Source organism: Burkholderia sp. 10_S31 (assembly GCF_056930375.1).
Window position 1 is genome coordinate 338434 of sequence record NZ_JBXOWK010000003.1, and the last position, 20392, is coordinate 358825.

Annotated in this window: 18 protein-coding genes, 1 other RNA gene and 1 pseudogene; 16 read left to right on the forward strand and 4 right to left on the reverse strand. The window is 65.8% G+C overall.

Annotated elements, in window-relative coordinates:
- Positions 1-58 precede the first annotated feature (58 nt).
- Complete coding sequence (locus AC1Z3W_RS21560; RefSeq protein ID WP_057926779.1) at positions 59-1330, forward strand: glutamate-5-semialdehyde dehydrogenase; 1272 nt, start codon at positions 59-61, stop codon at positions 1328-1330.
- Positions 1331-1347: 17 nt separating this feature from the next.
- The gene (locus tag AC1Z3W_RS21565; protein WP_006760213.1) at positions 1348-1770 is read left to right on the forward strand and encodes a CopD family protein; all 423 of its coding nucleotides are present in this window, start codon (positions 1348-1350) and stop codon (positions 1768-1770) included.
- Between the two features lie 104 nt (positions 1771-1874).
- On the opposite strand, the gene AC1Z3W_RS21570 is transcribed toward AC1Z3W_RS21565, so the two are convergent.
- The gene (locus tag AC1Z3W_RS21570; RefSeq protein ID WP_011350936.1) at positions 1875-2723 is read right to left on the reverse strand and encodes a MurR/RpiR family transcriptional regulator; all 849 of its coding nucleotides are present in this window, start codon (positions 2721-2723) and stop codon (positions 1875-1877) included.
- Positions 2724-3015: 292 nt separating this feature from the next.
- Between AC1Z3W_RS21570 and edd the strand changes: the two genes are divergently transcribed.
- From edd to AC1Z3W_RS21595, 5 genes and pseudogenes are all read left to right on the forward strand, one after another.
- On the forward strand, positions 3016-4872 hold the full coding sequence (gene edd, locus AC1Z3W_RS21575; protein WP_483508405.1) for a phosphogluconate dehydratase: 1857 nt from the start codon (positions 3016-3018) through the stop codon (positions 4870-4872).
- A 19-nt stretch (positions 4873-4891) separates the two neighbouring features.
- A complete protein-coding gene (eda, locus tag AC1Z3W_RS21580) occupies positions 4892-5518 on the forward strand; it encodes a bifunctional 4-hydroxy-2-oxoglutarate aldolase/2-dehydro-3-deoxy-phosphogluconate aldolase (RefSeq protein ID WP_057926777.1) in 627 nt (208 codons plus the stop codon).
- Positions 5519-5739: 221 nt separating this feature from the next.
- Positions 5740-7101, forward strand: coding sequence for a GntP family permease (locus AC1Z3W_RS21585; RefSeq protein ID WP_124834576.1), 1362 nt, complete (start codon positions 5740-5742; stop codon positions 7099-7101).
- Positions 7102-7114: 13 nt separating this feature from the next.
- The gene (locus AC1Z3W_RS21590; RefSeq protein WP_057926775.1) at positions 7115-7615 is read left to right on the forward strand and encodes a gluconokinase; all 501 of its coding nucleotides are present in this window, start codon (positions 7115-7117) and stop codon (positions 7613-7615) included.
- Positions 7616-7693: 78 nt separating this feature from the next.
- Positions 7694-8114, forward strand: a pseudogene (locus AC1Z3W_RS21595) (FAD-dependent oxidoreductase); the annotation flags it as partial.
- 74 nt (positions 8115-8188) lie between these two features.
- On the opposite strand, the gene purB reads toward AC1Z3W_RS21595, so the two are convergent.
- Positions 8189-9577, reverse strand: a complete 1389-nt coding sequence (purB, locus tag AC1Z3W_RS21600; protein WP_057926773.1) for an adenylosuccinate lyase — start codon at positions 9575-9577, stop codon at positions 8189-8191.
- Between the two features lie 263 nt (positions 9578-9840).
- On the opposite strand from purB, the gene AC1Z3W_RS21605 reads away from it, so the two are divergent.
- The 6 genes from AC1Z3W_RS21605 (at position 9841) to AC1Z3W_RS21630 (ending at position 15740) form a co-directional block, all read left to right on the forward strand.
- Positions 9841-10794, forward strand: coding sequence for a LysR substrate-binding domain-containing protein (locus AC1Z3W_RS21605; protein WP_124834577.1), 954 nt, complete (start codon positions 9841-9843; stop codon positions 10792-10794).
- 290 nt (positions 10795-11084) lie between these two features.
- The gene (locus AC1Z3W_RS21610) at positions 11085-12371 is read left to right on the forward strand and encodes a Glu/Leu/Phe/Val family dehydrogenase (protein WP_057926771.1); all 1287 of its coding nucleotides are present in this window, start codon (positions 11085-11087) and stop codon (positions 12369-12371) included.
- Positions 12372-12622: 251 nt separating this feature from the next.
- Positions 12623-13516, forward strand: a complete 894-nt coding sequence (locus AC1Z3W_RS21615) for a glutamate/aspartate ABC transporter substrate-binding protein (protein WP_057926871.1) — start codon at positions 12623-12625, stop codon at positions 13514-13516.
- Between the two features lie 84 nt (positions 13517-13600).
- Complete coding sequence (locus AC1Z3W_RS21620) at positions 13601-14341, forward strand: amino acid ABC transporter permease (RefSeq protein WP_027788374.1); 741 nt, start codon at positions 13601-13603, stop codon at positions 14339-14341.
- Complete coding sequence (gene gltK / locus AC1Z3W_RS21625; protein WP_057926770.1) at positions 14341-15018, forward strand: glutamate/aspartate ABC transporter permease GltK; 678 nt, start codon at positions 14341-14343, stop codon at positions 15016-15018. Before AC1Z3W_RS21620 ends, gltK begins: the two co-directional genes overlap by 1 nt.
- Positions 15015-15740: an amino acid ABC transporter ATP-binding protein gene (locus tag AC1Z3W_RS21630; protein WP_057926769.1), complete on the forward strand. Its 726-nt coding sequence runs from the start codon at positions 15015-15017 to the stop codon at positions 15738-15740. Before gltK ends, AC1Z3W_RS21630 begins: the two co-directional genes overlap by 4 nt.
- A 268-nt stretch (positions 15741-16008) precedes the next feature.
- Here AC1Z3W_RS21630 and AC1Z3W_RS21635 read toward each other — a convergent pair whose 3' ends face one another.
- Positions 16009-16926, reverse strand: a complete 918-nt coding sequence (locus AC1Z3W_RS21635; protein ID WP_057926768.1) for a class II glutamine amidotransferase — start codon at positions 16924-16926, stop codon at positions 16009-16011.
- 203 nt (positions 16927-17129) lie between these two features.
- On the opposite strand from AC1Z3W_RS21635, the gene pyrC reads away from it, so the two are divergent.
- The 3 genes from pyrC (at position 17130) to rnpB (ending at position 19493) form a co-directional block, all read left to right on the forward strand.
- The gene (pyrC, locus tag AC1Z3W_RS21640) at positions 17130-18194 is read left to right on the forward strand and encodes a dihydroorotase (RefSeq protein ID WP_175827366.1); all 1065 of its coding nucleotides are present in this window, start codon (positions 17130-17132) and stop codon (positions 18192-18194) included.
- Positions 18191-19069: a DUF3025 domain-containing protein gene (locus AC1Z3W_RS21645; protein WP_175827365.1), complete on the forward strand. Its 879-nt coding sequence runs from the start codon at positions 18191-18193 to the stop codon at positions 19067-19069. The genes pyrC and AC1Z3W_RS21645 overlap by 4 nt, the downstream gene beginning before the upstream one ends.
- Positions 19070-19081: 12 nt before the next feature.
- Positions 19082-19493: RNase P RNA component class A (gene rnpB / locus AC1Z3W_RS21650), an RNA gene on the forward strand.
- Positions 19494-19562: 69 nt separating this feature from the next.
- Here rnpB and AC1Z3W_RS21655 read toward each other — a convergent pair.
- Positions 19563-20027, reverse strand: coding sequence for an OsmC family protein (locus tag AC1Z3W_RS21655; protein ID WP_082664710.1), 465 nt, complete (start codon positions 20025-20027; stop codon positions 19563-19565).
- Positions 20028-20392: the final 365 nt, after the last annotated feature.

The window sequence follows — 20392 nt, forward strand, 5'->3', positions numbered from 1 at the left end:
GCTGCACGCTTTCCCCGAATTCACGCCGCGCCAAGCGGCTCGCTTCTCGAGTCACATGATGGATATCGACCAGTACATGACGGACCTGGGCCGCCGTGCCCGGCACGCTTCCCGCGCGATGGCGCGCGCCAGCACGGCCGCGAAGAACGCGGCGCTCGACGCCGTGGCACGCGCGATCGAGCGCGATGCGCAGGCGCTGAAGGATGCGAATGCACGCGACGTCGCCCGTGCCCGCGAAAAGGGGCTCGATGCGGCGTTCATCGATCGCCTGACGCTGTCGGACAAGGCGCTGAAGACGATGGTCGAGGGCCTGCGCCAGGTTGCGTCGCTGGCCGATCCGATCGGCGAGATCGGCAACCTCAAGTACCGCCCGAGCGGGATCCAGGTCGGCCAGATGCGCGTGCCGCTCGGCGTGATCGGCATCATCTACGAGTCGCGTCCGAACGTGACGATCGACGCGGCCGCGCTGTGCCTGAAGTCGGGTAACGCGACGATCCTGCGCGGCGGCTCCGAGGCGCTCGAATCGAACGCGGCGCTCGCGAAGCTGATCGGCGAAGGGCTCGAGGCGGCCGGCCTGCCGCAGGACGCCGTGCAGGTGGTTGCGACCGCCGATCGCGCGGCGGTCGGCAAGCTGATCACGATGACCGAATTCGTCGACGTGATCGTGCCGCGCGGCGGCAAGAGCCTGATCGAGCGCCTGATCAACGAGGCACGCGTGCCGATGATCAAGCACCTCGATGGCATCTGCCACGTGTACGTCGACGATCGCGCCGATCTCGCGAAGGCGCTGACCGTGTGCGACAACGCGAAGACGCACCGCTACGGCACCTGCAACACGATGGAGACGCTGCTCGTCTCGAGCGGTATCGCAGCGAGGCTGCTGCCGCCGCTCGGCAAGCTGTATCGCGACAAGCAGGTCGAGCTGCGCGTCGATGCGGCCGCGCGCGCGGTGCTCGCCGAGGCGGGCGTCGGCCCGCTCGTCGACGCGACCGACGAAGACTGGCACACCGAATATCTCGCGCCGGTGCTCGCGATCAAGGTCGTCGACGGCCTCGATGCCGCGATCGAGCACATCAACCACTACGGCTCGCATCACACCGATGCGATCGTCACCGAGGATCACGACCGCGCGATGCGCTTCCTGCGCGAAGTCGATTCGGCGAGCGTGATGGTCAACGCGTCGACGCGCTTCGCGGACGGCTTCGAATTCGGCCTCGGCGCGGAAATCGGCATCTCGAACGACAAGCTGCACGCACGCGGCCCCGTCGGCCTGGAAGGGCTCACGTCGCTGAAGTACGTCGTGCTCGGACACGGCGAAGGCCGCCAGTAAAGCGAGGCGCACAACCGATGGCAATGCTCTGGGTCAAGACGTTCCATATCGTTCTGATCGCCGCGTGGTTTGCTGGGCTGTTCTACCTGCCGCGCATTTACGTGAACCTGGCCATGGAGACCGATCCGGCCGCGGTGCGGCGCCTGCTGCTGATGGCGCGCAAGCTGTTCCGCTTCATGACGATGATCGCGGTGCCGGCGCTGGCCTGCGGGCTGTGGCTCTGGCTCGTGATCGGCATCGGCCAGGGGCAGGGCTGGATCCACGCGAAGGTGACGGTCGTGCTGCTGCTCGTCATCTACCACGCGTATTGCGGGCACCTGCTGCGGGTGTTCGAGCGCGGCGAGAACCGCCGCACCGACAAGTGGTATCGCGTGTTCAACGAGCTGCCGGTGCTCGGCATGCTTGCCGCGGTCGCGCTGGTCGTGATCAAGCCGTTCTGAGCGGCATGGCCGGCGCGGTTGCCGGCGTCGCTTGATGCACAACGACAAACGGCGCCCCGCGGGGCGCCGTTTGTCGTTGTGCGCGCGGTCTGCACGGTGCGTTCTCAATCCTTCGCGCCGTCGTCGATCCGGCGACGCGTGATCGCTTCCTTCGCGCGACCGACGCGCTCCATCAGCGCGGGCCCGCGCGACAGCGCGACGCCGACCGCGAGGATGTCGCCGATCGCGAGATGAGACATCCGCGACGTCATCGGCGAGAACACGTCGGTTTCCTCGGCCACGTTCGACGCGAGGCTTACCGTCGCGAGTTTCGCGAGCGGCGAATGGCTCTGCGTGATCGCGACGACCTTCGCGCCGCACGCGAGCGCGGAGCGCGCGGCATCGACGATGTCGCGCGTGCGGCCGGTGTTCGAAATCGCGACGACGACGTCGTGCGGGCCGAGCAGCGCCGACGACATCGAGAACGTATGCGGGTCCGAATACGCGACGCTCGGCACGCCGAGCCGGAAGAACTTGTGCTGGATGTCCTGCGCGGCGATGCCGGAGCCGCCGGCGCCGTAGAACTCGATGCGCGACGCGTTCGACAGCAGTGCGATGGCGTCGGCGACGCTGCCGGCCGACAGGCTGTTGCGCACCTCGATCAGCGCGCCGATCGTGCGGTCGAACACCTTGCCGATGATGCCGGGCGCGGGCTCGTCGGGTTCGACGTCGCGATACACCGACGACACGCCCGGCGCGACGCTCTGCGCGAGCCGGATCTTGAATTCGCGAAAGCCGCTGCAGCCGAGCGCCTGGCAGAAGCGCGCAATGGTCGGCTGGCTGACGCCCGCGCGGGTCGACAGCTCGGTCATCGCGAGGTCGAGCACCTCGCGGGGTGCGGCGAGGATATAGTCGGCGAGCTTGCGCTCGGACGGGCGCAGCTCGGCGCGGATCGCTTCAATGCGAGGCAGCATGGGACGGCGGATGAAAATCGGGTTCGGATGAGCGAGTGTATCGCAATCAAATTGTAGAAAATCTACAAGGAAATGCTAGCCTCGCTGTCAGTGATTTCTAGAGATGGTGGAGTGGTGAATTAGGGTTTTCACTAGGTAAACCCTTGCTGGTGGCGGGAATGAGGGTTACCCGCATGACAATCTGCATTGCGTGCTTGTAGTTTTTCTACTAGACTGGCTTCGTTCGTTCGACGCACTCGATCGTCCCCACGATTCCAACCGCCGGTGTCGCCGGCATACAGGAGCGCCCAGCATGACGTCGCTGCACCCCACTCTGGCGAAAGTCACCGAACGCGTGATCGCCCGCAGCCAATCGACCCGTTCCGCCTATCTGCAGCGCATCGACGGCGCGCAAGGCAAGTTCCCGGCGCGCGGCGCGCTGTCGTGCGCGAACCTCGCGCACGGCTTCGCGGGCCTCGAAGGCAGCGACAAGTTCCAGATCAAGGCGATTCGCGAGCCGAACATCGGCATTGTGTCCTCGTACAACGAAATGTTGTCCGCGCACGCGCCGTACAAGGATTTCCCCGACATCATCAAGGTCGCCGCGCGCGAGAACGGCGGCGTCGCGCAGTTTGCGGGCGGCGTGCCGGCGATGTGCGACGGCGTCACGCAGGGCAACCCGGGGATGGAGCTGTCGCTGTTCTCGCGCGAAGCGATCGCGATGGGCACGGCGATCGCGCTCACGCACAACATGTTCGACGCGGCGCTCTGCCTCGGCATCTGCGACAAGATCGTGCCGGGCCTGCTGATCGGCGCGCTGCAGTTCGGCCACCTGCCGACCATCTTCGTGCCGGCCGGCCCGATGACGAGCGGCCTGTCGAACGACGACAAGGCGAAGATCCGCCAGCAGTTCGCGACCGGCCAGGTCGGCCGCGATGCGCTGCTCGAAGCCGAATCGGCCGCGTATCACGGCCACGGCACCTGCACGTTCTACGGCACCGCGAACAGCAACCAGATGCTGATGGAGCTGATGGGCCTGCACCTGCCGGGTTCCGCGTTCGTCCATCCGCACACGCCGCTGCGTACCGCGCTGACGGCCGAGGCCGCGCGCCGCGTGCTCGACCTGACGGTCGAGCGCGGCCAGTACACGCCGATCGGCCATGTGATCGACGAGAAGGCGATCGTCAACGGGATCGTCGCGCTGCTCGCGACGGGCGGCTCGACCAACCACACGCTGCACCTCGTCGCGATCGCGCGCGCGGCCGGCATCCTGATCGACTGGAACGATTTCGACGAGCTGTCGGCGGTCGTGCCGCTGCTCGCGAAGATCTACCCGAACGGCAAGGCGGACGTGAACCATTTCCACGCGGCCGGCGGCGTCGCATTCCTGGTGCGCAACCTGCTCGATGGCGGGCTGCTGCACGAAGACGTGACGACGGTCGCGGGCAAGGGCCTGTCGCACTACACGAAGGAGCCGAAGCTGATCGACGGCACGCTCACGTGGGTCGACGGCGCGGCCGAGAGCCACGACACGAAGGTGCTGCGCGGCATTCGCGACCCGTTCCAGCCGGACGGCGGCCTGCGCCTGATGCAGGGCCGCCTCGGCCGCGGCGTGATCAAGATTTCGGCGGTCGCGCCCGAGCACCGCAAGGTGACGGCCCCCGCGATCGTGTTCGATTCGCAGGAAGCCGTGCAGGAAGCCTTCGATCGCGGCGAGCTGAAGCGCGATTTCGTCGCGGTCGTGCGCTTCCAGGGCGCACGCGCGAACGGGATGCCCGAGCTGCATCGTTTGACGCCGCTGCTCGGCGTGCTGCAGGATCAGGGCTTCCACGTCGCGCTCGTCACCGACGGCCGCATGTCCGGCGCGTCGGGCAAGGTGCCGGCCGTGATCCACGTGTCGCCGGAAGCGCTGCTGGCCGGCCCGCTCGGCAAGGTGAAGACGGGCGACACGCTCGTGATCGACGCGGAAGCCGGCGTCCTCGATATCGAGATCGACGAAGCCGAATGGCACGCGCGCCCGGTCGCGCAGCCGCTGCACCAGGCCGACAACGAAACGGGTTTCGGGCGCGAACTGTTCGGCGTGTTCCGCGCGGCGGCCGCACCGGCCGAGCAGGGCGCATCGGTTTTCGGGACGCTGGTCGGCGAAACGGCCGCTCACGTCGCTGCATGAATTTCAAGGAGCCAATTCAATGAAGACGATTGCTGAAATCGTGAAGCTGGGCCCGGTCGTCCCGGTGCTCGCATTCGACTCGGTCGAGCAGGGCGAACACGTGTCGCGCGCGTTGCACGCGGGCGGCGTCAAGGTGCTCGAGATCACGCTGCGCACGCCGGCGGGCCTGGAAGCGATCCAGCGCGCGAGCCAGCTCGCGGACGACATCGTCGTCGGCGTCGGCACGATCACGAAGCCGGAGCACTGCGAGCAGGCGAAGCGCGCGGGCGCGAAGTTCGGCGTGTCGCCGGGCCTGACGAAGGACCTGCACCTTGCGTCGCTCGACGCGGGCCTGCCGCTGCTGCCGGGCGTGATGACGCCGAGCGACATCATCCAGGCGCTCGAATTCGGCTACGAGATCGTCAAGTTCTTCCCCGCGCAGCAGGCCGGCGGCGTGCCGATGCTGCAGGCGTTCCACGGCCCGTTCCCGGCGCTGAAGTTCTGCCCGACGGGCGGCATCACGGTCGACACCGCGCCGAGTTTCCTGAAGCTGCCGAACGTCGTGTGCGTCGGCGGTTCGTGGCTTACGCCGAAGTCCGCGCTCGCCGCGCAGGACTGGGCCGAAGTCACGCGCCTCGCGCAAGCTGCAAGCCAGCTCCACCGCTAAGACTTGTACGAAACGAACGTTTGACCCTCGGCAAGCAAGCGCTTAGTGCTTGTTTTACCGAGGGTTTTTGCTGATGGAACCGGTTCTATCCGTGGACCGTAAAGATAAGTAAAATTCAGCGTCCTCACGGGGTGGGTACCCCCCGTGTTTCGGAGACCTGCATAGCCGGGCATACTCGCAACAACTCGCCCGGTTTCGAACAATCCAAGGAGGAGTGCCACATGGGGGCTGTCCAAGGCAGCATGCTGCTCGTATTCACGCTGATCGCGATCGCCGCGCTGATCCTGATGATCGCGCGCTACAAGATCTACCCGTTCCTGGTGCTGATCATCGTTTCGTTGGGCCTGGGTCTCGTCGTCGGCATGCCGATGGACAAGATCGTCAAGTCGTTCGAAACGGGCACGGGCGGCACGCTCGGCCACATCGCGATCGTCGTCGGCCTCGGCACGATGCTCGGCAAGATGATGGCCGAATCGGGCGGCGCCGAACGGATCGCGACCACGCTGATCGACTGGTTCGGTGAAAAGAACATCCACTGGGCGATGATGTTCGTCGCGATCATCGTCGGCCTGCCGGTGTTCTTCGAAGTCGGCTTCGTGCTGCTGATCCCGATCGCGTTCAACGTCGCGAAGCGCACCGGCAAGTCGCTGCTCGTCGTCGGCCTGCCGATGGTGGCCGGCCTGTCCGTCGTGCACGGGCTGATCCCGCCGCACCCGGCCGCACTGCTGGCCGTCCAGCAATACGGCGCCGATATCGGCAAGACCATCGCATTCGGCCTGATCGTCGGCGTGCCGACCGCGATCATCGCCGGTCCGCTGTTCGCGCTGACGATCTCGAAGTTCGTGAAGCTGCCGGAAAACAATCCGCTCGCCGCGCAGTTCGTCGATACGCACACGGACGGTCGAAAGCGCGAACTGCCGAGTTTCGGCATCACGCTGTTCACGATCCTGCTGCCCGTCGTGCTGATGCTCGTCGGCAGCTGGGCCGATCTGGTGTTCGCGCCGAAGTCGCTGCCGAACAACCTGCTGCGCTTTGCCGGCAACTCCGACGTCGCGCTGCTGATCGCCGTGCTGGTGAGCTTCTTCACGTTCGGCAAGCTGCAGGGCTTCAACCGCGACCAGATCCAGAAGTTCTGCGGCGAGTGTCTGGCGCCGATCGCCGGCATCACGCTGATCGTCGGCGCGGGCGGTGGCTTCGGCGGCGTCCTGCGCGACAGCGGGATCTCGCAGCAGATCGTCGAGACCGCGAAACACGCGCACCTGTCGCCGCTGCTGCTCGGCTGGTTCGTCGCGGCGCTGATGCGTCTCGCGACGGGTTCGGCGACGGTCGCGATGACGACGGCCTGCGGCATCGTCGCGCCGATCGCGGCGGCGTCGGGCGCGGCGGTTCGTCCGGAGCTGCTGGTGCTCGCGACGGGCTCCGGTTCGCTGATCTTCTCGCATGTGAACGACGGCGGCTTCTGGCTGATCAAGGAATACTTCGGGATGACGGTCGGCCAGACGTTCAAGACCTGGTCGCTGCTTGAAACCATCATCTCGGTGCTCGGTCTGAGCTTTACGCTGCTGCTGAGCCTGGTTCTGTAACAAGGGGTAGTCAATGATTCTGATCGCAATGGGCGTGTCGGGCGCGGGCAAGTCGCGAATCGGCGAAATGCTGGCGGAACGCCTGTCGTGCAGCTATACCGACGGCGACGCGTTTCACAGCGCGGCGAACAAGGAAAAGATGCACAACGGCATTCCGCTGACCGACGACGACCGCTGGCCGTGGCTGCGCACGATCCGCGCGGCCATCGAGGAAAAGCAGCGTGCCGGCGAGATGGCCGTGTTCACGTGCTCGTCTCTGAAGCGGTCGTACCGCGACGTGCTGCGCGGCACCGACACCGACGTGCGGTTCGTGTATCTGAAGGGTTCGTTCGAGGTGTTGCACGAGCGCCTGAAGAGCCGCACCGGTCATTTCTTCGATCCGTCGCTGCTGAAGAGTCAGCTCGACACGCTCGAGGAGCCGGGCCCGGACGAAGCGATCGAGGTCAGCATCGAGCTGACGCCCGAACAGATCGTCGATCAGGTCATGCTGAAGATCGGCTTCGCGCAGCACTGAGCGCGGTTCGCGGCGATCGTCAGGCAAATAGCGAAAAAGGCACCTTCGGGTGCCTTTTTCGTTTCAGGTGCGCGGGCAGGTCAGGCGGCGTGCGCGTGCTGGGGCGCAGCACGACGTCAACGCGTATCTGCTGAAGCGGCTGAACACGGTGTTTCCGCAGCACGATGGCCGTTTCGCGCTCGACTCCTGCTGGAGCGGCGTCAGCGACTTCACGCTGAACGGCGCGACCGACAGCCGCAAGACCGACGGCCGCCTGCCGATGTACATGGTGCAGGGCTGGAGCGGGCACGGCGTCGCGCAGACGGTGCGGATCGGCAAGGCGATCTGCGACGACTTCGTCGGACGCAATGACGATTTCTCGATGCTCACCGGCATCGACCGTCGCGAGATTCCGCTCGGCCGGCAGTTATCGCCGATCGCGATTCCGGCCGCGAAAGCGGCGATGAGCGTGATGAGCGTGATGAGCGCGCCGAATCCGGGGCGGATGATCTCGTTCTGATCGGCTGCGGCAGGCAACAAAAAGCCCGATGCGATCGCTCGCATCGGGCTTTTTACGTGCGGAGACGGCGGCGCTTACGCGATCCGCTTCGCGAGTTCGACCGCCTTGCCGATGTACGACGCAGGCGTCATCGCGAGCAGGCGGTCCTTCGCGTCCTGCGGGATCGCCAGCGTGCCGACGAATTCCTGCAGCGCTTCGCGCGTGATGCCCTTGCCGCGCGTCAGTTCCTTCAGCTGCTCGTACGGGTTCTCGATACCGTAGCGGCGCATCACCGTCTGCACCGGCTCCGCGAGCACTTCCCAGCAGTTGTCGAGATCTTCGTTCAGGCGCTGCGGGTTCACTTCGAGCTTGTCGAGGCCGCGGATCAGCGAGTCGTACGCGAGCAGCGAGTAGCCGAGCGCGACGCCCATGTTGCGCAGCACCGTCGAGTCGGTCAGGTCGCGCTGCCAGCGCGACACCGGCAGCTTGTCGGCGAGGTGGCGCAGCGTCGCGTTCGCGAGGCCGAGGTTGCCTTCCGAGTTCTCGAAGTCGATCGGGTTGACCTTGTGCGGCATCGTCGACGAGCCGATCTCGCCGGCCTTCGTCTTCTGCTTGAAGTAGCCGACCGAGATGTAGCCCCACACGTCGCGGTCGAGATCGAGCAGGATCGTGTTCGCGCGGGCGACCGCGTCGAACAGCTCGGCCATGTAGTCGTGCGGCTCGATCTGGATCGTGTACGGGTTGAACGTCAGCTTCAGGCGGTTCTCGATCACGTCGCGCGAGAACGCTTCCCAGTCGAATTCCGGATAGGCGGAGAGATGCGCGTTGAAGTTGCCGACCGCACCGTTCATCTTGCCGAGGATCTCGACCTTCTCGATGCGTGCGATCGCGCGCGCGAGGCGCGCGGCGACGTTCGCCAGCTCCTTGCCGAGCGTCGTCGGGCTGGCCGGCTGGCCGTGCGTGCGCGACAGCATCGGCTGCTCGGCGTGCGCGTGCGCGAGTGCGACGAGGCGCTGGTAGACCGTGCGCAGCGCCGGCAGGATCACGTGTTCGCGCGCACCGGCGAGCATCATCCCGTGCGACGTGTTGTTGATGTCTTCGGAGGTGCACGCGAAGTGGATGAATTCGCTGGCCTTCTCGAGTTCGGCCTGGCCCTTCACCGATTCCTTCAGCCAGTATTCGACGGCTTTCACGTCGTGGTTCGTCACGCGCTCGATTTCCTTGATGCGCGCGGCGTCGTGCGCGGTGAAGCGCTCGGCGAGCTGCAGCAGGAATTGTTCGGACGCATCGGAGAAGCGCGGGACTTCCGCGAAGCCGGCGCGCGACAGCGCGATCAGCCAGTGCACCTCGACGGTGACGCGGTGGCGCATGAAGGCGGCTTCGGAGAGCCAGTCGCGCAGCGCTTCGGTCTTGCTGGCGTAGCGGCCATCGATGGGCGAGAGCGCGGTGAGGGCGAAAAGCGTATCGGGACGAGTGTCGGACATGATCGGGCGGGCCGTGGAGCCGGGGCAACGAGGGGGAGAAGAATCCGGCATTTTACCATTGGCGCGGGTCGATCCCGGCCGAACCGGTCCGGCCGCCGCCGCCGCGGGCGATCGGCGTGCAACCGGCGCCCGGGCGGCGCGGCAATGGCCTGCCGGCGGGCGCCCGCGCCGGCTCGCCCGGCTGCCTGCCACGCCGCCGGCCGGGCCCGCCCGCCGGTAGAATGCAGGCTTCTTCCCGACCGCCGCCCGCCGCGCCCGCCTGCATGGAACTGAAATGGCTCGAAGACTTCGTCTCGCTCGCGGAAACGCGCAGCTTTAGCCGGTCCGCCGAACTGCGGCACGTGTCGCAGCCCGCGTTCTCGCGGCGCATCCAGGCGCTCGAGGCGTGGCTCGCGACCGAACTGATCGACCGTTCGGTCTATCCGACACGGCTCACGCAGGCCGGCCAGATCTTCTACGAGCAGGCGCTGACGATGCTGTCGCAGGCGCACGAGGCGCGCACGCTGCTGCGCGGCCACGTCGGCGCGCCGGTGCCGACCATCGAGTTCGCGGTGCCGCACACGCTGTCGCTCACGTATTTCCCGCGCTGGCTGCAGCGGATCGAGGCGAAGATGGGGCAGGTCCATACGCGGCTGCGCGCGCTGAACGTGCACGATGCCGTGCTGTCGCTGGTCGAGGGCGGGTGCGACCTCGTGATGGGCTATCACCACCCGAGCCACCCGGTCGCGCTCGACCCGGCCCGCTACGACATGCTGGTCCTCGGCAGCGAGCCGATCAGCGCGTTCTCGGCGCCCGGTCGCGCGGGCCGGCCGCGCTACATGCTGCCGGGCACGGCCGATGCCCGCGTGCCGTACCTGTCGTATACGCCGAACGCGTATCTCGGCCGGATGACCGAAGTCATCGTTGCGAACGCACCGACGCGGCTGTTCCTCGATCGCGTGTACGAAACCGATATGGCCGAAGGGCTGAAGGCGATGGCGCTCGCGGGGCACGGCGTCGCATTCCTGCCGCACAGCGCGGTCGAGGACGCGGTGGCGAGCGGCCGCCTGATCCGGCTCGACCGTTCCGCGCGCAGCGGCACGCATCCGTTCACGCTGACGATGGAGATCCGCCTGTATTGCGACAAGCTCGCGCTGCAGGGCGACGACCCGCGCCAGAAGCTCGTGCGCGCGCTGTGGGACGTCGTGCGCGACGAATTGCGCGAAGCAGCCGATTGACGAGCTGACGAGCGCGAGCGCGGCCGCGCGTGCGTGCGTGCGTGCGTGCGGCTGACAGCGAGCTTGTGGTGCCTGTCGGACGGCTGTCCCGCGGGCATCCGGCGCATTTCCCGACGATTCTTCGCGGACGCGATGCACGACCGATCGCGCGCGTTCTTGCGCAAATCGACCGCGGATTTGCGAAAAATCCCGATCATGCAAGAAACGCATAATCGAATAAGCAAACGGCATTGGATAAAAAAAACGGGTTTTTCGACAATGTGCGCAATCCGTTGAACGTTGGAGCGTCCATGTCTTCGCAACTGCAGTCCATCCCGTCCTACCTTCACGCCGACGATCTCGGCCCGTGGGGCAACTACCTTCAGCAGGTCGATCGCGTCGCACCGTACCTCGGTTCGCTGTCGCGCTGGCTGGAAACGCTGAAGCGTCCGAAGCGCATCCTGATCGTCGACGTGCCCATCGAGCTCGACAACGGTACCGTCGCGCACTTCGAAGGCTATCGCGTGCAGCACAACGTGTCGCGCGGTCCGGGCAAGGGCGGCGTGCGTTACCACCAGGACGTGACGCTGTCGGAAGTGATGGCACTGTCCGCATGGATGTCGGTGAAGAACGCGGCCGTGAACGTGCCGTACGGCGGTGCGAAGGGCGGCATCCGCGTCGACCCGCGCAAGCTGTCGCGCGGTGAGCTCGAGCGCGTGACGCGTCGCTACACCAGCGAAATCGGCATCATCATCGGACCGAACACCGACATTCCGGCACCGGACGTCAACACCAACGAACAGGTGATGGCGTGGATGATGGACACGTACTCGATGAACCAGGGCCAGACGTCGACCGGCGTCGTGACCGGCAAGCCGATCTCGCTCGGCGGTTCGCTCGGCCGCAAGGAAGCGACGGGCCGCGGCGTGTTCGTCGTCGGCTGCGAAGCGGCGAAGAAGAAGGGCCTGGAAATCGAAGGCGCGCGCATCGCGGTGCAGGGCTTCGGCAACGTCGGCGGCATCGCGGCGAAGCTGTTCCAGGAAGCGGGTTCGAAGGTGATCGCGGTGCAGGATCACACGGGCACGATCTACCAGCCGGCCGGCCTCGATTCGAACAAGCTGCTCGACCACGTGGCACGCACGGGCGGCGTCGCGGGCTTCGAAGGCGCGGAGCCGATGCCGAACGACGAGTTCTGGACGGTCGAAACCGACATCCTGATCCCGGCGGCACTGGAAAACCAGATCACCGAGAAGAACGCAGCGAAGATCCGCACGAAGATCATCGTCGAAGGCGCGAACGGCCCGACGACGACGGCGGCCGACGACATCCTGAGCGCGAACGGCGTGCTCGTGATCCCCGACGTGATCGCGAACGCGGGCGGCGTGACCGTGTCGTACTTCGAGTGGGTGCAGGACTTCTCGAGCTTCTTCTGGACGGAAGACGAGATCAACCACCGTCTCGAGCGCGTGATGCGTGAAGCGTTCGCCGGCGTGTGGGCGGTCGCGGAAGAGCACAAGGTATCGGTGCGTACGGCGGCGTTCATCGTCGCGTGCAAGCGCATCTTGATGGCGCGCGAAATGCGCGGCCTGTACCCCTGATCAGTCATTGCCGATCGGCGATCGGTTGACTACGATCGAAGCATGACGCAATCCACCCGATTGCGTGCATGAGCCTGCACGGGCGGTGCCGAATCCGGCACCGCCCGTGCGCGCATTCAGGCGCCGCGAGCGCGCCCGAAGCCGGGAGGACGGCTTCGCACAGGACGATTCGTAGTGCGGTAAACAACCAGTTCTTTCAAAAATATTACTTTGATACACTGGCTCGGGTTTTAGCCAAGGAGATGACCAAAATGAAATACCACAAGGCAGTCCTGATGGTCGCGGCGCTGTGCGCGTTCGCGAGCGGCGCGCATGCACAGGAGACCGGCACGCTGAAGAAGATCAAGGACACGGGCGTGATCGCGCTGGGCCACCGCGAATCGTCGATCCCGTTCTCTTACTATGACCAGAACCAGCAGGTCGTCGGCTATTCGCGCGAATTCCAGATGAAGGTCGTGGACGCGGTGAAGAAGAAGCTGAACCTGCCGAACCTGCAGGTCAAGAACATCCCGGTCACGTCGCAGAACCGCATCCCGCTCGTGCAGAACGGCACGGTCGACATCGAGTGCGGCTCGACGACCAACAACCTCGAGCGTCAGCAGCAGGCCGCGTTCTCCGACACGATCTTCGTGATCGGCACGCGCCTGATGACGAAGAAGGATTCGGGCGTGAAGGACTTCGCGGACCTGAAGGGCAAGACGGTCGTGACCACCGCCGGCACGACGTCCGAGCGCCTGCTGCGCAAGATGAACAACGAGAAGCAGATGGGCATGAACATCATCAGCGCGAAGGATCACGGCGACTCGTTCAACACGCTCGAGTCGGGCCGCGCGGTCGCGTTCATGATGGACGACGCGCTGCTCGCGGGCGAGCGCGCGAAGGCGAAGCAGCCGGGCGAGTGGGTGATCGTCGGCACGCCGCAATCGGAAGAGGCGTACGGCTGCATGATGCGCAAGGGCGATGCGGACTTCAAGAAGGTTGTCGACGACGCGATCTCGCAAGTCGAGAAGTCGGGCGAAGCCGCGAAGATCTACGCGAAGTGGTTCGAGAACCCGATCCCGCCGAAGGGGCTGAACCTGAACTTCCCGCTGTCCGATTCGATGAAGAAGCTGTACGCGAACCCGAACGACAAGGCGCTCGACTGACCACGCGGCCGTTGATGCAGAAATGACGCTACTGAAACGGAAGAGGCCACGCTTCTTCCGTTTCTTTTTGCTGGAGTCTTGCCCATGTCTTACCACTGGAACTGGGGCATCTTCCTGAGCCCCGTCTCGACCGGCGAGCCGACGACTTATTTCGGATGGCTGATGTCCGGCTTCTGGGTGACGATCGAAGTGTCGCTCGTCGCCTGGGTCATCGCGCTGATCGTCGGTTCGCTGTTCGGCGTGCTGCGCACGGTGCCGAACAAATGGCTGTCCGCGATCGGTACCGTCTACGTGTCGATCTTCCGGAACATTCCGTTGATCGTGCAGTTCTTCGTCTGGTATCTCGTGATACCCGAACTGTTGCCCGCGTCGATCGGCACCTGGATCAAGCAGTTGCCGCCGACCACGCAGTTCTTCACCGCGTCGATCATCTGTCTCGGCCTGTTCACGGGCGCGCGCGTGTGCGAACAGGTGCGCTCGGGGATCAACGCGCTGCCGAAGGGCCAGCGCGCGGCCGGCCTCGCGATGGGCTTCACGCAATGGCAGACGTACCGCTACGTGCTGCTGCCGGTTGCGTACCGGATCATCGTGCCGCCGCTCACGTCCGAGTTCCTGAACATTTTCAAGAACTCGGCGGTCGCGTCGACGATCGGCCTGCTCGACCTGTCCGCGCAGGCGCGCCAGCTCGTCGACTACACCGCGCAGACCTACGAGTCGTTCATCGCGGTCACGCTCGCGTACGTGATCATCAACCTCGTCGTGATGGCGTTCATGCGCTGGATCGAAGGCCGCACGCGGCTGCCCGGCTACATCGGAGGCAAGTGATGCATCAGTTCGACTGGAGTAGTATTCCCGGCGCGATACCGACGCTGTGGTCCGGCGCGATCGTCACGTTCAAGATCACGCTGATCGCGATCGTCGTCGGCATCGTCTGGGGCACGCTGCTGGCGCTGCTGCGGCTGTCGGGCGTGAAGCCGCTCGCGTGGTTCGCGAAAGCGTACGTGACGGTGTTCCGCTCGATCCCGCTCGTGATGGTGCTGCTGTGGTTCTTCCTGATCGTGCCGCAGGTGCTGCAGGGCGTGCTCGGGCTGTCGCCGACGATCGACATCCGGCTGGCATCGGCGATGGTCGCGTTCTCGCTGTTCGAAGCCGCGTATTATTCCGAGATCATCCGTGCCGGCATCCAGGCGGTGCCGCGCGGGCAGGTGAACGCCGCGTTCGCGCTCGGCATGAACTACGCGCAGGCCATGCGCCTCGTGATCCTGCCGCAGGCGTTCCGCGCGATGGTGCCGCTCTTGCTCACGCAGGCGATCGTCCTGTTCCAGGATACGTCGCTCGTGTACGTGATCAGTCTCGCGGACTTCTTCCGCACGGCCGCCAACATCGGCGATCGCGACGGCACGACCGTCGAGATGGTCCTGTTCGCGGGTGCATGCTATTTCGTGATTTGCTCGGTGGCGTCTGCCCTCGTCAAAGGTCTCCAGAAAAAGGTCACAAGATGATTTCCATCAAGAACGTTTCCAAGTGGTACGGCCAGTTTCAGGTCCTCGCCGATTGCACGACCGAGGTCAAGAAAGGCGAGGTGGTCGTCGTGTGCGGTCCGTCGGGCTCGGGCAAGTCGACGCTGATCAAGACCGTCAACGGCCTCGAGCCGTTCCAGCAGGGCGAGATCCTCGTGAACGGCCAGTCGGTCGGCGACAGGAAGACGAACCTGTCGAAGCTGCGCTCGAAGGTCGGGATGGTGTTCCAGCATTTCGAGCTGTTCCCGCACCTGTCGATCACCGAGAACCTCACGCTCGCGCAGGTCAAGGTGCTCGGCCGCGGCAAGGACGAGGCGAACGAGAAGGGCATGAAGCTGCTCGATCGCGTCGGCCTGAAGGCGCATGCGCACAAGTTTCCGGGTCAGTTGTCGGGCGGCCAGCAGCAGCGGGTGGCGATCGCGCGCGCGCTATCGATGGACCCGATCGCGATGCTGTTCGACGAACCGACGTCGGCGCTCGATCCGGAAATGATCAACGAAGTGCTCGACGTGATGGTCGAGCTCGCGCAGGAAGGGATGACGATGATGGTCGTCACGCACGAAATGGGCTTCGCGAAGAAGGTGGCCCATCGCGTGATCTTCATGGACAAGGGGGCGATCGTCGAGGACGACCGCAAGGACGATTTCTTCTCGAATCCGAAGTCGGATCGCGCGAAGGACTTCCTCGCGAAAATCCTGCACTGAGCGCGCGTGCAGCGCCTGCGCTGCATGCACGCTGATGAAAAAACCGCCCGGTTGAACACCGGGCGGTTTTTTTTCGCCCGCTGCTCGTTGCCCGTCGCCGCCGATGGTGCACGGGGCGACCGGGTTGCCGGGACCCGTCGGGTCGAGCTGCGAACGCAGGTACCAGCCGTTCGCAAAAGGCCGGAAGACGCGCACGGCGATCGGGCGCGGCCGTCAACGGTTCGGTCGCCTGGCGACGGGAACCGGGAAGGGCGCGAGTGCGCGTGGCTCAGAAATCGATCGGATCGTCGGCGTCGTCCGCGGCGCCGGCCGCCAGCGCTTCGCGACGCACACCGCCACACGGCGCGGACGCCGACGCGTCGAGCGCGGGGTTGCGCAGCTTCTCGAGCACGCGTTCGGGCACCGGAATCTGCATCCGCGCGGCGACGTCGCCGCACTGGAACATGATCAGCTCGCCTGGTTCGAACGAGGTCCAGATCTCGTTGTCGGTCAGCGGCTGCGTGGCGATCACCGCGACGCGATCCTCGGGCGTCGTGTATTTCGCGAAGTCGATCGACAGGTCTTCGTCGACCAGATGCGCGGTCGAGAACGGCCAGCGCCGCACGAGGTAGTGCAGCCGCGTCGAGCAGTGCGCGAAGAGCGCCTGGCCGTTCGACATCAGGAAGTTGAACACGCCGTGATCGGTGATGCCGCGCGTCAGTTCGCCGACGCGCTCGAACAGTTCCGGCAACGGCGGCTGCGCGCCGGGGAACGCTTCGCGCAGCCCCTGCATCAGCACGCAGAACGCCTTCTCGCTGTCGGTCGTGCCGACCGGATGGTAGACGCTGCCGTCGAGGTCGGGTTCGTAGTCCTGCAGATCGCCGTTATGCGCGAAGATCCAGTGCCGGCCCCACAGCTCGCGCATGAACGGGTGGCTGTTCTCGAGCAGGATGTGACCCTGCGTGGCCTTGCGGATGTGCGCGATCGTGTTCTTGGACTTGATCGGGTAGCGCTTGACCATTTCGGCGATCGGCGACGTGGCCGACGCCTGCTGGTCGATGAAGAGGCGACAGGCCTTGTCCTCGAAGAACGCGATCCCCCAGCCGTCGGCATGATGATCCGTGAGGCCGCCCCGGGCCGCGAAACCTGTGAAGGAGAATGTGACGTCCGTCGGCGCGGCGCAGTTCATTCCTAGGAGTTGGCACATTTTACGTGGGGCGGGGGGCGGAAGCAGGGTAACCAACCGGGTGAACCCCGGTACAATGTGGCTTCTAGCATATCACCGAGCCTTGAGCGGTAAAAAGCGGATTCCGCCGGCCGAAGGCCTCGTGTTGCGGTTTGCCGTCAGTCGGCCCGCGCACGCGCGTTCCGGCCCCGCAGATGGCCAGCCCGTTCCTCACGACGCCTCCTATGACTGCCTCGAACGCTTCCTCTCCGGCGACGCTCACGCTCGCCCGTCCCGACGACCTGCACCTGCACCTGCGCGACGGCGACATGCTGGCCGCGGTGCTGCCGCATACCGCGCGCCAGTTCGCGCGCGCGATCGTCATGCCGAACCTGAAGCCGCCCGTCACGACCACCGCGCACGCGCAGGCCTATCGCGAGCGGATCCTGGCCGCGCTGCCCGCCGGGATGACGTTCGAGCCGCTGATGACGCTGTACCTGACCGACAACACGGCGCCCGACGAAATCCGCCGCGCGCGCGACAGCGGCTTCGTGCACGGTGTGAAGTTGTATCCGGCCGGCGCGACGACGAACTCCGATCATGGCGTCAGCGATCTCGCCAAGTGCGCGAAGACGCTCGAGGTCATGCAGGAAACCGGCATGCCGCTGCTCGTGCACGGCGAGGTGACCGATCCGTCGATCGACATGTTCGATCGCGAGAAAGTCTTCATCGACCGCGTGATGACGCCGCTGCGCCGCGATTTCCCCGGCCTGAAGGTCGTGTTCGAGCACATCACGACGAAGGACGCGGCCGACTACGTGCGCGGCGCCGACGCGGCGCCCGGCCTGCTCGGCGCGACGATCACCCCGCAGCACCTGCTGTACAGCCGCAACGCGCTGTTCGTCGGCGGGATTCGTCCGCATTACTACTGCCTGCCGGTGCTGAAGCGCGAAACGCATCGCGTCGCGCTCGTCGAAGCCGCGACGTCCGGCAACCCGCGCTTCTTCCTCGGCACCGACAGCGCGCCGCACGCGCGCGACGCGAAGGAAACCGCGTGCGGCTGCGCGGGCTGCTACACGGCACTGCACGCGCTCGAGCTGTATGCGGAAGCGTTCGACCAGGCCGGCGCGCTCGACAAGCTGGAGAATTTCGCGAGCCGCTTCGGCGCCGATTTCTACGGGCTGCCGCACAGCACCGAGACGATCACGCTGCGTCGCGAGACCTGGGAACTGCCGCGCGAGGTTTTCGCTGGCGATACGCCGGTCGTGCCGCTGCGCGCCGGCGAACCGATCGGCTGGAAGTTCGCGTGACCGGCGCGCCGCCGCGCGGGGCCGGCCAGGCGGCCGGCGGCGGGGCGGCGGAGTTCGCGCGGATCGACTGGTCCGCGCCGTGGCTCGCGCCTTACGCGGCGCCGGGCCGTATGCTGCAGGCGGCCGCGCTCGCGGGCGAGGCCGCGTTGCGCGATGCACTGAATGGCGCGATGCAGGGCGGCGCGCGCGTCAGCGGCCGCGGCAGGCCGCTGCGCTTCGTGCCGCAGGCCGAGCTGCCGCCCGGCATCGCGTACGAAACCCATATCGCCGACACGGGCGGCGTCCCGACCCGCCACAATCTTCACGACTTCTTCAATGCGCTCGTCTGGTTCGCGTATCCGCGCACCAAGGCCGCGCTGAACGCACGCCAGGCCGCGACGATCGACGCGGCGGGCGGCGTCGGGCCCGTGCGCGGCACGCTGCGCGATGCGCTGACGCTGTTCGACGAGAACGCCGCGCTGTTCGTGACGGCCGAGCGCACGCTCGCCGACGCGTTGCGCGGCTTCAGCTGGCAGCAACTGCTGGTGGCCGCGCGCGACGCGTGGGGCACGCGCTGCGAGGCGCGGCTCGTCGGGCATGCGTTGCTCGAGAAGCTGGTCGCGCCTTACAAGTCCTGCACTGCGCATACGTGGATCGTCGAAGTGAGCGACGACTATTTCTCGTGGCCCGACGCGCAGCGCGCCGCGCATGTCGACGCGCGGATTGCCGGCGAACTCGCGACCCGCGAGCTGACGAGCCGCGATTTCGCGCCGCTGCCGGTGCTCGGCGTGCCGGGCTGGTGCGATGCGAATGCCGCGCCCGCGTTCTACGACGATCCGGCGGTTTTCCGCAGCGGCCGTCGTTCGCGCGCTGCCGGCGGCGGCGCGCAGTGCTAGAATGCGCGTCGCAAAGCAGGCTAGGCAGTCGCGGCCTCGCCGCCTTCGGGCAGGCGGGGGCGAGGAAAGTCCGGACTCCACAGGGCAGGGTGATGGCTAACGGCCATCCGTGGCGACACGCGGAACAGGGCAACAGAAAGCAAACCGCCGATGGCCCGGCGCAAGCCGGGATCAGGTAAGGGTGAAACGGTGCGGTAAGAGCGCACCGCGGCGACGGCGACGTTCGCCGGCACGGTAACCTCCACCCGGAGCAATTCCAAGTAGGCAGGCGCGCATTTTCGGATGCAGGACGGGGCCCCCGTCTCGTCTGCGGGTAGGAAGCTTGAGCGCGTCAGCAATGGCGCGCCTAGAGGAATGGCTGCCACGCGCTGCGCGCTTCGGCGTGCAGCGTGCACAGAATCCGGCTTATCGGCCTGCTTTGCGGTTCGAATGCGAAAGGGCCGGCGCTCCATCGGGAGCGCCGGCCCTTTTTTCATCCGCGGCTGCCGCGGGCTCAGTCCGCGACGATGTCGAACGAATGCGTGAGTTCGGCCGTCTTCGCGATCATGATCGACGCCGAGCAGTACTTGTCGTGCGACAGGTTGATCGCGCGCTCGACCGTGGCCGGGTTCAGGTTGCGGCCCGTGACGGTGAAGTGGAAGTGGACCTTCGTGAACACCTTCGGATCTTCGCTCGCGCGTTCGGCCTTCAGCGTGACCGAGCAGCCGGTGACTTCCTGGCGGCTCTTCTTCAGGATCAGCACGACGTCGTACGCGGTGCAGCCGCCGGTGCCGACCAGCACCATTTCCATCGGGCGCGGCGCGAGGTTATGACCGCCGCCTTCCGGCGCGCCGTCCATCGCGACGAGGTGCCCGCTTCCGGTCTGGGCGGAAAACGCCATGCCGTCCTGACCCATCCAGCTTACTTTGCATTCCATGCTTGTACTCCAGCGTTGCCTGATTCGGATTCGATCCGGCATTGTAGCCCGCTGCGCAACGGTCGGCTGATGCGCTGCACGACGCGAAACGTCGCGTCTGCGTGTGCGGCGCCCGGTGGGGCGTCGAACGCCGATTTCCCTGTCGCCTTTAGGGGTTTTACTCTAGATGCGACGTGTTATGTCTCCTGCGCGTGCAATCCAGATATTTGATTTTAAAGAGGAAAGATGCTTGGCTAGCGAAACGCGTCAAATTTCGTATTGTGGTGCGTGATTTCGCAATGCAAATTTTCTTGTGAAGTCGGCGACGCGTTCGTATAATGAGCCTCATTGGTTGTCGCGCTGCGGCAACCTCCGCATGTCTCCTCCACCCTCCTCCTAAGGTGGATTAAGCCCGAACCAGCCGTTCG

Excerpts from the sequence above, each read along its gene's own strand:
- AC1Z3W_RS21560 (WP_057926779.1), top strand. The coding sequence starts at position 59 with ATGGATATCGACCAGTACATGACGGACCTGGGCCGCCGTGCCCGGCAC.
- AC1Z3W_RS21565 (WP_006760213.1), top strand. The coding sequence starts at position 1,348 with ATGGCAATGCTCTGGGTCAAGACGTTCCATATCGTTCTGATCGCCGCG.
- AC1Z3W_RS21570 (WP_011350936.1), bottom strand. The coding sequence starts at position 2,723 with ATGCTGCCTCGCATTGAAGCGATCCGCGCCGAGCTGCGCCCGTCCGAG.
- edd (WP_483508405.1), top strand. The coding sequence starts at position 3,016 with ATGACGTCGCTGCACCCCACTCTGGCGAAAGTCACCGAACGCGTGATC.
- eda (WP_057926777.1), top strand. The coding sequence starts at position 4,892 with ATGAAGACGATTGCTGAAATCGTGAAGCTGGGCCCGGTCGTCCCGGTG.
- AC1Z3W_RS21585 (WP_124834576.1), top strand. The coding sequence starts at position 5,740 with ATGGGGGCTGTCCAAGGCAGCATGCTGCTCGTATTCACGCTGATCGCG.
- AC1Z3W_RS21590 (WP_057926775.1), top strand. The coding sequence starts at position 7,115 with ATGATTCTGATCGCAATGGGCGTGTCGGGCGCGGGCAAGTCGCGAATC.
- purB (WP_057926773.1), bottom strand. The coding sequence starts at position 9,577 with ATGTCCGACACTCGTCCCGATACGCTTTTCGCCCTCACCGCGCTCTCG.
- AC1Z3W_RS21605 (WP_124834577.1), top strand. The coding sequence starts at position 9,841 with ATGGAACTGAAATGGCTCGAAGACTTCGTCTCGCTCGCGGAAACGCGC.
- AC1Z3W_RS21610 (WP_057926771.1), top strand. The coding sequence starts at position 11,085 with ATGTCTTCGCAACTGCAGTCCATCCCGTCCTACCTTCACGCCGACGAT.
- AC1Z3W_RS21615 (WP_057926871.1), top strand. The coding sequence starts at position 12,623 with ATGAAATACCACAAGGCAGTCCTGATGGTCGCGGCGCTGTGCGCGTTC.
- AC1Z3W_RS21620 (WP_027788374.1), top strand. The coding sequence starts at position 13,601 with ATGTCTTACCACTGGAACTGGGGCATCTTCCTGAGCCCCGTCTCGACC.
- gltK (WP_057926770.1), top strand. The coding sequence starts at position 14,341 with ATGCATCAGTTCGACTGGAGTAGTATTCCCGGCGCGATACCGACGCTG.
- AC1Z3W_RS21630 (WP_057926769.1), top strand. The coding sequence starts at position 15,015 with ATGATTTCCATCAAGAACGTTTCCAAGTGGTACGGCCAGTTTCAGGTC.
- AC1Z3W_RS21635 (WP_057926768.1), bottom strand. The coding sequence starts at position 16,926 with ATGTGCCAACTCCTAGGAATGAACTGCGCCGCGCCGACGGACGTCACA.
- pyrC (WP_175827366.1), top strand. The coding sequence starts at position 17,130 with ATGACTGCCTCGAACGCTTCCTCTCCGGCGACGCTCACGCTCGCCCGT.
- AC1Z3W_RS21655 (WP_082664710.1), bottom strand. The coding sequence starts at position 20,027 with ATGCCGGATCGAATCCGAATCAGGCAACGCTGGAGTACAAGCATGGAA.